12 protein-coding genes, 1 other RNA gene and 1 pseudogene are annotated in these 12,838 nt (G+C 49.1%); 9 read left to right on the forward strand and 5 right to left on the reverse strand.

Annotated features, from left to right (window positions below):
• The first annotated feature begins 44 nt into the window (after positions 1-44).
• The 3 genes from ACLJRS_RS23405 (at position 45) to pnuC (ending at position 2,244) form a co-directional block, all read left to right on the forward strand.
• Positions 45-170, forward strand: a non-coding RNA gene (locus ACLJRS_RS23405) — RtT sRNA.
• 286 nt (positions 171-456) lie between these two features.
• On the forward strand, positions 457-1,500 hold the full coding sequence (gene nadA / locus ACLJRS_RS23410) for a quinolinate synthase NadA (RefSeq protein ID WP_000115334.1): 1,044 nt from the start codon (positions 457-459) through the stop codon (positions 1,498-1,500).
• A gap of 24 nt (positions 1,501-1,524) precedes the next feature.
• Positions 1,525-2,244, forward strand: a complete 720-nt coding sequence (gene pnuC, locus ACLJRS_RS23415) for a nicotinamide riboside transporter PnuC (protein ID WP_000345373.1) — start codon at positions 1,525-1,527, stop codon at positions 2,242-2,244.
• On the opposite strand, the gene zitB is transcribed toward pnuC, so the two are convergent.
• Together zitB and ACLJRS_RS23425 are read right to left on the reverse strand one after the other, a co-directional pair.
• Positions 2,241-3,179, reverse strand: coding sequence for a CDF family zinc transporter ZitB (zitB, locus tag ACLJRS_RS23420; protein ID WP_000951251.1), 939 nt, complete (start codon positions 3,177-3,179; stop codon positions 2,241-2,243). The two genes, pnuC and zitB, sit on opposite strands and share 4 nt — an antisense overlap.
• 110 nt (positions 3,180-3,289) lie before the next feature.
• Entirely contained in the window at positions 3,290-3,676 is a 387-nt protein-coding gene (locus tag ACLJRS_RS23425) for a YbgS-like family protein (RefSeq protein ID WP_000784380.1), read from the reverse strand.
• A gap of 319 nt (positions 3,677-3,995) precedes the next feature.
• Between ACLJRS_RS23425 and aroG the strand changes: the two genes are divergently transcribed.
• Positions 3,996-5,048 carry a 3-deoxy-7-phosphoheptulonate synthase AroG gene (gene aroG / locus ACLJRS_RS23430; protein ID WP_001109233.1) on the forward strand — a complete coding sequence of 351 codons (1,053 nt, stop codon included), beginning with the start codon at positions 3,996-3,998 and terminating at the stop codon, positions 5,046-5,048.
• Between the two features lie 93 nt (positions 5,049-5,141).
• Here aroG and ACLJRS_RS23435 read toward each other — a convergent pair whose 3' ends face one another.
• A complete protein-coding gene (locus tag ACLJRS_RS23435) occupies positions 5,142-5,687 on the reverse strand; it encodes a FumA C-terminus/TtdB family hydratase beta subunit (RefSeq protein WP_000970374.1) in 546 nt (181 codons plus the stop codon).
• A 14-nt stretch (positions 5,688-5,701) separates the two neighbouring features.
• Positions 5,702-6,547 carry a fumarate hydratase gene (locus ACLJRS_RS23440; protein WP_000086831.1) on the reverse strand — a complete coding sequence of 282 codons (846 nt, stop codon included), beginning with the start codon at positions 6,545-6,547 and terminating at the stop codon, positions 5,702-5,704.
• A 129-nt stretch (positions 6,548-6,676) separates the two neighbouring features.
• Here ACLJRS_RS23440 and ACLJRS_RS23445 point away from each other — a divergent pair, with 129 nt between their 5' ends.
• Positions 6,677-7,567, forward strand: a complete 891-nt coding sequence (locus ACLJRS_RS23445; RefSeq protein ID WP_000405927.1) for a LysR family transcriptional regulator — start codon at positions 6,677-6,679, stop codon at positions 7,565-7,567.
• Here ACLJRS_RS23445 and ACLJRS_RS23450 read toward each other — a convergent pair.
• Positions 7,568-8,551, reverse strand: a pseudogene (locus tag ACLJRS_RS23450) (LysR family transcriptional regulator).
• A 222-nt stretch (positions 8,552-8,773) separates the two neighbouring features.
• On the opposite strand from ACLJRS_RS23450, the gene ACLJRS_RS23455 reads away from it, so the two are divergent.
• The 4 genes from ACLJRS_RS23455 to ACLJRS_RS23470 form a co-directional block, all read left to right on the forward strand.
• A complete protein-coding gene (locus tag ACLJRS_RS23455) occupies positions 8,774-10,042 on the forward strand; it encodes an SLC13 family permease (protein WP_000074135.1) in 1,269 nt (422 codons plus the stop codon).
• Between the two features lie 49 nt (positions 10,043-10,091).
• The gene (locus ACLJRS_RS23460) at positions 10,092-10,337 is read left to right on the forward strand and encodes an oxaloacetate decarboxylase subunit gamma (protein WP_001670696.1); all 246 of its coding nucleotides are present in this window, start codon (positions 10,092-10,094) and stop codon (positions 10,335-10,337) included.
• 15 nt (positions 10,338-10,352) lie between these two features.
• Entirely contained in the window at positions 10,353-12,128 is a 1,776-nt protein-coding gene (gene oadA, locus ACLJRS_RS23465; RefSeq protein ID WP_000155833.1) for a sodium-extruding oxaloacetate decarboxylase subunit alpha, read from the forward strand.
• 12 nt (positions 12,129-12,140) lie between these two features.
• Positions 12,141-12,838 (forward strand): sodium ion-translocating decarboxylase subunit beta (locus ACLJRS_RS23470; RefSeq protein WP_410957905.1); only part of this gene is annotated, 698 nt, incomplete at its 3' end.

Below are 12,838 nucleotides of genomic sequence, written 5' to 3' on the forward strand. Positions count from 1 at the left end.
CTGCACGACCCACCAATGTAAAAAAGCGCCCTAAAGGCGCTTTTTTGCTATCTGCGATATGGAAGATTCGAACCTGCCGCAGGTTCGGGTCGAACGCAGTGAGACAACGGAGCCGTTTACGGCGACGGCCCGAAGGGCGAGCGAAGCGAGTCATCCTGCACGACCCACCAATGTAAAAGAGGGCGCTGGCGGCGCCTTTTTGCTATCTGCGATTTAACACCTGCCGCAGGTTCGGGTCTTGCCTGATGCGCTGCGCTTATCAGGCCTACAGACGGCACCGCTCACGTAGGCCAGATAAGACGTTACGCCGCCATCAGATACGGGGCTACGTAATTATTGTGACTTTCCTTATTGAATCAGCTATCTTGTTTAGCATATAAAACAAATTAACCGATTGTGGCGTTTATTACGCTTTCATTCGGTTGTTTCGTTAAGTCAGTAAAACGAGAAGCCACGATGAGCGTAATGTTTGACCCACAAGCCGCAATCTACCCGTTCCCGCCGAAACCAACGCCGTTGAACGACGATGAAAAGCAATTTTATCGTGAGAAAATCAAGCGTTTGCTCAAAGAGCGCAATGCCGTCATGGTGGCGCACTACTACACCGATCCGGAAATTCAACAGTTAGCAGAAGAAACCGGCGGCTGTATTTCCGACTCGCTGGAAATGGCCCGTTTCGGCGCGAAGCACGCCGCATCCACGTTACTGGTAGCGGGCGTACGGTTTATGGGGGAAACCGCCAAAATCCTCAGCCCGGAAAAAAACATTCTTATGCCTACGCTGGCGGCGGAATGTTCGCTGGATTTAGGCTGCCCAATAGACGAATTTAGCGCTTTTTGTGATGCGCACCCTGACAGAACCGTAGTGGTCTATGCTAACACCTCGGCTGCTGTTAAAGCGCGTGCGGACTGGGTTGTGACCTCCAGTATCGCCGTAGAACTGATTGAGCATCTGGATAGTTTGGGGGAAAAAATTATCTGGGCGCCGGACAGACACCTGGGGAATTACGTGCAAAAACAGACCGGGGCCGATGTACTGTGTTGGCAAGGGGCGTGTATCGTGCATGACGAGTTTAAAACCCAGGCGTTGACCCGTTTAAAAAAAATCTATCCCGATGCCGCTCTTCTGGTTCACCCTGAATCGCCGCAGTCCATTGTCGAGATGGCCGATGCGGTGGGCTCCACCAGTCAGCTTATTAAGGCGGCAAAAACGCTGCCGCACAGACAGCTTATCGTGGCGACCGATCGCGGCATCTTCTACAAAATGCAGCAGGCGGTGCCTGAAAAAGAACTGCTTGAAGCGCCCACGGCTGGCGAGGGGGCGACCTGCCGTAGCTGCGCGCACTGTCCGTGGATGGCGATGAATGGCCTGAAAGCCATTGCTGAAGGGCTGGAGCAGGGAGGCGCGGCGCATGAAATACAGGTTGATGCGGCGCTACGCGAGGGCGCATTACTGCCGCTCAACCGGATGCTGGATTTTGCGGCTACACTTCGGGCGTAAAGACGGAAATCTTTGGGGGAGAGAATGGATTTTTTTAGTACGCACAACATACTGATTCATATTCCGATTGGCGCTGGCGGGTACGATCTCTCGTGGATCGAAGCGGTAGGAACCATCGCCGGCCTGCTCTGTATTTGGCTTGCCAGTCTGGAGAAGATCAGCAACTACTTTTTTGGACTGGTTAACGTCACCCTGTTTGCGATTATTTTCTTTCAGATCCAGCTTTATGCCAGCCTGTTGCTGCAACTCTTTTTCTTTGCCGCCAATATTTATGGCTGGTATGCGTGGTCGCGGCAAACAAAGGATAATCAAGCCGAGCTTAAAATCCGCTGGCTGCCGTTGCCAAAAGCAATGGCATGGCTGGCGATATGTGTGATAGTTATCGGTTTGATGACGCGATATATCGATCCCGTATTCGCCGTCCTGACGCGCGTGGCCGTCGCCATTATGCAGATGCTGGGGTTACAGGTGACAATGCCTGTACTGCAACCGGACGCTTTCCCGTTCTGGGACTCTTGCATGATGGTGCTGTCTATCGCGGCGATGATTCTGATGACACGCAAATATGTCGAAAACTGGCTCCTGTGGGTGGTAATCAACGTGATCAGTGTGGTGATTTTTGCTTTGCAGGGCGTCTATGCGATGTCGCTGGAATATCTGATCCTGACATTTATCGCCGTGAACGGTAGTCGCCTGTGGATAAACAGCGCGCGGGAGCGAGGATCGCGCGCGCTTTCCCGTTAATGGTGATGAACATGCCCGGACGATGTCTGATTCAGATGACAGTCCGGGCCGTGACACACTTGATACTCCATCTGAATCGTAGCGTGCGCAATATGGTATTCGTGCATCAGGAAATCCTGGATACGTTCCAGCAGCGCATCATGGTCGTGTGGCGGAATGACCTGAGCGTGCAATGTCATGACCGGTTTTTCGCCGACCATCCAGACATGCACATGGTGTACGTTGCGGACTTCGGGGATTTCCCGGCTTAAATGGCGCTGTAAGGCATTAATATCCAGCGAAACCGGCGCGCCTTCCAGCAATTCGTTGACGCTATCTTTTAACAAACGCCAGGCGCTGCGTAGTACCAGTACCGAAACCAGAATAGAGAGAATCGGGTCCGCTGGCGTCCAGCCCGTCCAGATAATGATCAACGCGGCGACTATTGCGCCGACGGAACCCAGCAAATCGCCCATCACATGTAGCGCGGCAGCGCGCACGTTCAGGTTTTTTTCATCGCTTCCCCGATGGAGTATCCAGAACGCAAACAGGTTCGCCAGCAGACCCGCAACCGCAATTACCATCATCAGATTGCCCGCCACCGGACGTGGCGTGTAAAAGCGCTCTATCGCTTCCCAGACAATGAGAAGGGTAATGACCACCAACGCAATGGCATTCACAAAAGCCGCCAGTGTGGTGAGTCTTAGCCAGCCAAAAGTGTGGCGAACAGTCGGGGGACGACGGGAAAATTGAACCGCCAGCAGCGCAAAGAGAAGGGCCGCCGCGTCGGTGAGCATATGTCCCGCATCCGCCAACAACGCCAGAGAGCCGGAGAGTATCCCGCCCACCACCTCAAGGAGCATAAATCCGGCAGTGACGATAAAGGCGAAAAGCAGGCGACGAGCATTATTATCTTTCGGCAGGTGTGAATCGGCATGAGAGTGTGAGTGCGCCATAACGTCATTCCTTTGTTATTCTCATCAATACTGTAGACATCATACTGATTTTTCGCTGACAAAATAAAAAGGAGAGCGAAAGCTCTCCCGTTATCAGACTTTTTTCTGCATTACTGTGTGGTACCGTCGGTTTTGGTATTCACGTCATTATTGACGCCATTACCGGTTTCCACTTTTTTATTAATATCCGGGCAGCGACCGTCTTTACACATGGTATTTTTATGCTCTTCATCCTTGGTCATTCCGTCATGATTCATGGTTGAACCGTCTGGATGCTGCATCGTGCTGTTAGTATTGCCGTTGGTATTGATGTCGTTGTTATTCACATCATTCGGCGCTACATTCTGGCGGGCGTCCGGGGCAACCTGACCGGCATTTGCCGCCGAGTTCGCCTGGCCATTACTGGATTGCGCGTTAGATTCAGCAGCTAACGCTGCGCCGCTGGCAAGGCCGAGGGTAGCGGTGAGTAAAAGCGTAGTCAGTTTTGTCATTTTCATAAGATGCTCCTGTTATGGTGGATATGTCGGATAACCTCTTCCAACAGTGCACGTGTCAGTCAAATCCTCAAATAAGGGATAAAAAGCGTTCGCCGCCGCGGGTTAACGCAGCAGAGAATCTTGCAATAATTCATAAACAGAGTGGTTACAGTTAAAAAGTGTAGGTTAGATCCCATTTTTCGCTACATTTGTGCGTTTTTTTCCTGAATTCCAGGATTATTCCGTTCAAAGTGTAAAAGCCCGTTTACACTATTTAATTGAAGAGATAGATTGGAGGGATTGCATTCATTGGGATAAGTACGGCAACACTGGAATAAACATGAATTATCAGAACGACGATTTACGCATTAAAGAAATCAACGAGTTATTACCTCCGGTCGCGCTGCTGGAAAAGTTTCCCGCCACGGAAAATGCAGCAAATACCGTTGCTCACGCGCGCAAAGCCATTCATAAAATTCTCAAAGGCAATGACGATCGTCTGCTGGTGGTGATCGGTCCTTGTTCAATTCATGATCCGGCAGCGGCGAAAGAGTATGCCGCCCGTTTGCTGGCGCTACGCGATGAGCTTCAAGGCGAGCTTGAAATTGTCATGCGCGTCTATTTTGAGAAACCGCGTACCACCGTCGGCTGGAAAGGGCTGATTAACGATCCGCACATGGATAACAGCTTCCAGATTAACGACGGTCTGCGTATTGCGCGCAAACTGCTGCTGGATATTAACGACAGCGGCCTGCCTGCCGCCGGCGAATTCCTCGATATGATCACGCCGCAATATCTGGCCGATCTGATGAGCTGGGGCGCCATTGGCGCGCGGACTACTGAATCCCAGGTTCATCGCGAATTGGCGTCTGGCCTCTCTTGTCCGGTCGGTTTTAAAAATGGTACTGATGGCACGATTAAAGTCGCCATTGACGCCATCAACGCCGCCGGCGCGCCGCATTGCTTCCTCTCCGTCACTAAATGGGGTCATTCGGCGATTGTGAATACCAGCGGCAACGGCGACTGCCATATCATTCTGCGCGGAGGTAAAGCGCCAAACTATAGCGCGCAGCATGTTGCTGAGGTGAAAGAAGGCCTCATCAAAGCGGGACTGACGCCGCAGGTCATGATCGATTTCAGCCATGCCAACTCCTGTAAGCAATTTCAAAAGCAGATGGAGGTTTGCGCCGATGTCTGCCAGCAGATAGCGGGCGGTGAAAAAGCGATTATTGGCGTGATGGTAGAGAGTCATCTGGTAGAAGGAAACCAGAGTCTGGAAAGCGGTCAGCCGCTGACCTACGGTAAAAGCATTACTGACGCCTGTATTGGCTGGGAAGATACCGATGCGCTGCTTCGTCAGTTGTCGGCAGCGGTAAAAGCCCGTCGCGGCTAAGTTTATTTTCTATCCTGTGGTGAAGCGCAGGATAGAAAACATATCGGTCCGGTAACAGTCTACCGGACCGATATTACCAATATTAATGTATTATTATTTGGCGTACTTAGGTACTTCCTGCTTCTGGAGAGTATTTCCTTCCGAATCAATTCCTACAATGACTCTATAGCGGTCAAAATATAACTTCTTAATGGATTCTGTTCCTAATTCTTCGTAGGCAACAATTTCTACTGATTTAACATGTTTTGTATTAATTGCAGACGCTCCTCCAATCCCGAGTAGCGAAACCCCACCGTATTTTTTACAAAGCTCAGCGACATAATCAGCACGATCGCCTTTGCCAAGAAACGCAGTTGCCCCTTGTTGAAACATCATTTCTACAAATGGGTCCATACGCGCGGCCGTTGTAGGACCGTTGGAGCCAATAGGTAAACCAGGTCTGGCAGGGCAGGGGCCAGCATAGTAAATCGTTTGGTTTTGAAAATCGACCGGTGATTTTTCTCCGTTACTAAGCGCTACTTCGATTTTTTTATGCGCGGCGTCACGGCAGGTGTAAGCAAATCCAGTGAGAAATAATATATCGCCGACCTTAAGAGTTTTCGCTTTCTCTTTAGTCAATGGTAATGTTAATTCCATCATAGCTTCTCCAGGTATTAAATGATTTCACTAGCGTGGCGGCTTGCATTACATTGGAAATTGATTGCGACTGGCAGTGCAGTGATATGGCAAGGATAGTAATCGACATGCACGCCTAACGCCGTAATACGCCCGCCCATACCTAAAGGGCCGATCCCTGTATTATTCACGGCCTCTAATAATTCAGCTTCGAGCTGGGCATAAAGTGGTTTAGCATTGAACTCACCAAGAGGGCGTAATAATGCTTTCTTAGCCATCCACGAACAGTGATCCATTGTACCGCCAACGCCGATACCAATAATATAAGGAGGGCATGGATTGCCTCCTACACGACGGACAGTTTCCAGAACAAAATCTTTTATACCATCAATACCATCGCCGGGAAGCAATGTTTTAAAAGTTCCCATATTTTCGCTACCGCCGCCCTTTGGCATAACGGTAATTGTCACTCGGTCACCATCAACAATTTCAGTATGTAAAATCGCAGGAGTATTATCATTAGTATTAATACGTTCTAATGGATCTGCAACCATGGATTTTCTTAAGTATCCATTTTCATAGCCCTGGCGAACACCCTGGTTCACCTGATCTTTAAGCGGCTTACCTTCCCAGCATACATGTTGTCCAATTTCCATTATAACGATACAAGTGCCGGTATCATGGCAGCATGCAAGTTGTTCTTTTTTTGCATACTCTCCATTATCAATTAATATCTTAATGGTTTCCTTGCCGATCTTTGACTCTTCTTTATCATATGCTTTACGAAAAGAACACATGAGATTATCATCCAGTTCATAACAAGCTTTTTTTACAAGTTTTTCGATAACCGGAATGATAATTTCTGTATTTAATATACGACTCATACTCCCTCCAGTGCTATGTTGCATTGTTTTATCCATTGATCACATTTTCATGATATTCGTATTCATTGTAGGAAGGAAATATGTTATTTTTATTAAATGATAAATTTTATTTATAGTAGTGGAAAATAGATGGAAATTAGACAATTAGAATATTTTGTAAGCGCTTCTTTGTTAGGTAACTTAACCAGAGTTGCTGAGCGGCATTTTGTTTCTCAACCTAATATCACCATTGCTATTAAGAAGTTAGAGACTGAATTAGGGGTGACATTATTTGATAGAAAGAAAAATAAACTTGTCCTTACTGAGGAGGGCATGTTTTTCTTACAAAAAATTGAACCTATCCTTATTGCGTTAAAAAATAGCGTAGCGGAAATGAAAGATTATCGTAATGAAAATGGTGGTATAGTAACTTTGGGGATCCCACCGATGATAAGTTTGTTTCTTTTTTCACCGCTCTTCAAGCATTTCCGAGAGATTTATCCAGAGATGGAACTCTCTCTTGTTGAAGAGGGGACTTTTGGTTTACATGATAAACTTTCTGCTGGAGAGCTGGATCTTGCTATTGTTATTATTAATGACTGTCCAAAAGAATTAGTTACGGTACCATTAATGACTCAGCAGCACGTGGTATGTATGTCAGATAAACATCCCCTGGCAAAAAAGGATAGTATCGATTGGGAAGATCTACAATATGAGCCATTGATACTAATGAAAAAAGATTCCTGGCATAGAAAAACGATTATTGAAGAATGTACAAAGCGAGGAATTCATACACATATTTTTCTATCATCAAACAGGGTTCAAACCAACATAGATCTGGTTGCTAAAAATGAAGGAATTTCTTTCATTTTGGACGCTGTCGATCTTAAAGCCGAAAAAGTAATAACCAAGGCCATGACTGAGCCGACTTATGTTACGATTGGTTTGGCCTGGAAGAAAGATAAATATTTATCATATGCAACCAGAGCGTTAATTAAATTCATTGAGGATTATATTAAAGAACATTTTACAATTAAATAATTATATTTGTTCTTCAACAAAAATTTCCCATAGCTCTTCGGCATCTGGAGGCATTCTCTTGGCTGGTCTATAAAGTCTTATTTCTATGGGTACCCATAAATTGCTTTCTTTTTCCGCTGCAGTAACAATAGTTTTAGCCTCTATATCTTGCCTGGCAAGGCTTTGAGGTATCCAGGCAACACCGTCGCCAGATCTGACCATTGCCAATAGTGTTGCTGCCAGATCGGCCACAAAGGCAACATTTATATTATGGGTAATTCTGTTAATAGACGCTGTATTTGCTATTATTCTTCCCAGACCTGATTGTGATGAAAAAGAAAGTTAAGGGAATTGAATCTTATTATTTATATTCCACAACGGTTTTAACGTTTCTGAGTCTGGTTTACTGAATGGAATTAATGTATCAAACCCAAGACGAATGCTCATAAAGTTATTTTTATTTAAATTTAGATGCATATGTGGGTGATGGTGACACAGCAAAAATTGTGAATCTCCCTGCCGCATCATTTTTTCGCACGCATTCAATGAGTCAGATAAAAGACGAAATGAACCAAATTTTGCAATTTTATCACTCTGTTTTAACAAATGCGGTACAAAAGAGAAAGACAAAGCATGCGTTGCTGAAAAAACAAGACTAGGTTGTTTATTACCTGCGGCCTCAAGGGTATCACTTTTCAATGTGTACAAGGAGTGGATCAGTTCGGGAAGCTGGTCTGTAAATACTTCTCCGGCCTTGGTAAGGGTGACTCCCCGTTTACTTCTTTCAAAAAGGGGCGTACCCACCCATTCTTCGAGAGATTGTATCCGACGACTAAATGCGGGTTGAGTCACATATCTTGAGGCAGACGCTTTTGAGAAATTTAACGTTTCTTTTAGAGCCAGACAGTCTTCGAGCCATGTTAGTTCGAGGTGATGCCGATATTGCATAAGCTGCAACCTTATTAGCATTGGATGAGTTTCATTTATATAAGTAGCATTATACACAGACAGATTTTAAGAGGAAATTATTTGATTAAACAGAAACAAAAGCAGTAAGAATATGTTATGCCTTTGTCGGGTAAGTGTTGTTATTTATGTGAGTGTATTCTTTCTCAATAGAAATTAATTAGATGTAATTTTAGTATAACATGTGATTTATGCTTGTTGCAGTTGTATTCATGACTGTAATGAGTTGTTTTTGTACCCTAATAATATAAGGACGTATACATGTCACCAGCGATTATTACTTTGTTGGTTTTAGTGGTTGCAATAATTATCTTTGTTAGCGATCGTCTTCCTATGGGATTAGTTGCATTTATGGTCCCAATGGCACTTTATTTTACCGGTGTTATCGATGCTAAGGATATTTTTGCTTCAATCGTAAATGCGAATGTTATTCTTATCGTCGCCATGTGTGTACTCGGTGCGGCATTTTTTAAAACAGGTTTGGCATGGCAATCAAGTAAAATTTTACTAAAATATGCTAAAACAGAAAGAAGCCTTAGTGTATTGATTTTTCTTATTGGTGGAGTTATGTCTGCCTTTGTTTCTAATAGCGGAACAGTTGCTGTGCTAATTCCTATTGTTTTAGGTATTGCCGCCAGTAGTCAGATTAAGCCTATTAAACTTCTTATGCCTCTGGTTTTTGGGGCAACAATCGGTGCTGACATTTCTATTATCGGTTCGCCAGGAAATCTGATTGCTAAAAATACTATTGAAACTTTTAGTAAGGGAAGTCTGTCGGTGCCATTTTTCGAATACGCTAAAATTGGTATTCCTTTGCTGATTGCATGCTCTATATTTCTCTATTTCTTCGGTTCAAAACTCATCGCAGATCGTGATGGAAATACACAATCTGATTCTCAAATGGATTATAGCCAAATTCCGGCCTGGCATAGAAGTTTAACTTTAGCCGTTTTTATTCTGTCTATCGCTGGAATGGTGGCAACTGATTATATTAAGTTTCTGCCTCCAATGCATATTATTGCATGTTGTGCGGCTATTATTCTTGTATTCGCTGGCGTTTTAACACAAAAGGAAACTTTTAATTCTTTTGAAACGCTAACTGTTTTCATGCTTGCGTTTATGATGCCTTTAGGTGCCGCGCTTAATTCTACTGGTGCTGGAGAAATGATTGCTAATGCCGTTATTTCAGTAACCGGAGATTCTGGCGTTATGATTATTATGGCGTCATTGTGGATACTTACATGGGCTTTGACTCAAGTAATGAGTAACACTGCAGCATGTACGTTGTTATGCCCGGTAGGATGGACTATCGCACAGTCTATTGGCGCAGACCCTCGTGCAGTTGTTATTGCTGTTTTTATTGCGAGTAGTGTTGCTGTTTGTACCCCAATGGCTATTCCAGCAAACTCAATGATTATTGGCCCGGGGAATGTTAAATTTAAAGATTTCTTAAAACCCGGATTGGCGATTAGTTTGGTTTGTTTTATCGTTAGTATGATTTTACTACCGGTATTTTATCCATTCTATTAATGCCTGATATTACTTTTCTATTTTAGATTATTAAATTTGAGACTTTATTATGAATAGTTCGGTGCTATTAGGTGAAGGCTTCACTCTGATGTTCCTCGGCATGGGGTTCGTGCTGGCGTTTCTGTTCCTGCTGATTTTCGCCATCCGCGGCATGTCCGCCGCCGTCAACCGTTTCTTCCCTGAACCGGCTCCGGCGCCAAAACTGGCACCTGCCGCCGCCGCGCCCGTGGACGACTTCACCCGCTTAAAGCCGGTGATTGCCGCCGCCATTCACCATCACCGCCTTAACGCTTAATTCCCGGAGGGATCCATGACCATTTCCATTACCGACGTCGTCCTGCGTGACGCCCACCAGTCCCTTTTCGCCACCCGTCTGCGCCTTGACGATATGCTGCCGATTGCCGCCGCGCTCGACGACGTGGGCTACGGCTCCCTCGAATGCTGGGGCGGCGCCACCTTTGACGCCTGCATCCGCTTTCTCGGCGAGGACCCGTGGCTGCGCCTGCGCGAGCTCAAAAAAGCCATGCCGAAGACTCCCCTGCAGATGCTGCTGCGCGGCCAGAACCTGCTCGGCTATCGCCATTACGCCGATGACGTGGTGGAACGCTTCGTCGAACGCGCGGTGAAAAACGGCATGGACGTCTTCCGCGTCTTCGACGCCATGAACGACCCGCGCAATATGAAAGCCGCATTACAGGCGGTACGCAGCCACGGCGCGCACGCCCAGGGCACGCTGAGCTATACCACCAGTCCGGCGCACACCCTGCAGACCTGGCTGGATTTAACGGAGCAACTGCTGGAAACCGGCGTTGACTCGATTGCCATCAAGGATATGTCCGGCATTCTCACCCCGATGGCCGCTTTTGAGCTGGTGAGCGAAATCAAAAAACGTTTTGAGGTGCGCCTGCACCTGCACTGTCACGCCACCACCGGGATGGCGGAGATGGCCCTGCTGAAGGCTATCGAGGCGGGCGTCGACGGCGTGGACACGGCGATTTCCTCCATGAGCGCCACCTACGGCCACCCGGCCACCGAAGCGCTGGTGGCAACGCTTGCCGGCACGGAACACGACACCGGGCTGGATATCCTGAAGCTGGAAAATATCGCCGCGTACTTCCGCGAGGTGCGCAAAAAGTATCACGCCTTTGAAGGCCAGCTGAAGGGCTACGACAGCCGTATTCTGGTGGCCCAGGTGCCGGGCGGAATGCTCACTAACCTCGAAAGCCAGCTGAAGCAGCAGAACGCGGCGGACAAACTCGACCAGGTGCTGGCGGAAATCCCCCGCGTGCGCGAGGACCTCGGCTTTATCCCGCTGGTGACCCCGACCTCGCAGATTGTCGGCACTCAGGCGGTGCTCAACGTCCTGACCGGAGAACGCTACAAAACCATCGCCAAAGAAACCGCCGGCATTCTGAAAGGCGAATACGGCCACACCCCGGTGCCGGTCAACGCGGCGTTACAGGCCCGCGTGCTGGAAGGGGGCGCTCCGGTGACCTGCCGTCCGGCGGACCTGCTGAGACCGGAGCTGGCTGAACTGGAAGCGGACGTCAGGCGCCAGGCGCAGGAGAAGGGCATCACTCTGGCGGGAAACGCCATCGACGACGTGCTCACCGTGGCGCTGTTCCCGCAAATCGGCCTCAAATTCCTTGAAAACCGCCACAACCCGGCGGCGTTTGAGCCGGTACCGCAGGCGGAAGCCGCGCAGCCTGCCGCTGCCCCGGCAAAAGCTGCAGCTTCCGGTATCTACACCGTCGAAGTGGAAGGCAAGGCCTTTGTGGTGAAGGTCAGCGACGGCGGCGATATCAGCCAGCTTACTACGGCTGTTCCGGCGGCCTCTTCCGCACCGGTTCAGGCTGCCGCTCCGGCAGGCGCAGGCACCCCGGTCACCGCGCCGCTGGCGGGCAACATCTGGAAGGTGATTGCCGCTGAAGGCCAGACGGTGGCCGAAGGCGATGTGCTGCTGATTCTGGAAGCCATGAAAATGGAAACCGAAATCCGCGCCGCGCAGGCCGGGACGGTACGCGGTATCGCCGTGAAGTCCGGGGACGCCGTCTCCGTGGGCGATACCCTGATGACGCTGGCGTAAGGAACGGAATCGATGGAAAGTCTGAACGCCCTGCTTCAGGGCATGGGGCTGATGCACCTTGGCGCAGGCCAGGCCATCATGCTGCTGGTGAGCCTGCTGCTGCTGTGGCTGGCGATAGCGAAGAAGTTCGAGCCGCTGCTGCTGCTGCCGATTGGCTTCGGCGGCCTGCTCTCCAACATCCCGGAAGCGGGTATGGCGCTGACCGCGCTGGAAAGCCTGCTGGCGCATCACGACGCCGGGCAGCTGGCGGTGATTGCCGCGAAGCTCAACTGCACGCCGGACGTGCACGCCATCAAGGAAGCGCTGGCCCTTGCTCTGCCGTCGGTGCAGAGCCAGATGGAGAACCTGGCGGTGGACATGGGCTACACGCCGGGGGTGCTGGCGCTGTTCTATAAAGTGGCGATTGGCTCCGGCGTCGCGCCGCTGGTCATCTTTATGGGCGTCGGCGCGATGACCGACTTCGGCCCGCTGCTGGCCAACCCGCGCACCCTGCTGCTCGGCGCGGCGGCGCAGTTCGGCATCTTCGCCACGGTGCTGGGGGCGCTGACGCTGAACTACTTCGGCCTGATTGCCTTCACCCTGCCGCAGGCGGCGGCCATCGGCATTATCGGCGGCGCGGACGGTCCGACGGCCATTTACCTGTCGGGCAAGCTGGCGCCGGAGCTGCTGGGGGCCATCGCGGTGGCGGCGTACTCGTATATGGCGCTGGT

The organism is Salmonella sp. SAL00670, from assembly GCF_046552235.1.
GTDB classification, from domain to species: Bacteria; Pseudomonadota; Gammaproteobacteria; order Enterobacterales; family Enterobacteriaceae; genus Salmonella; species Salmonella enterica.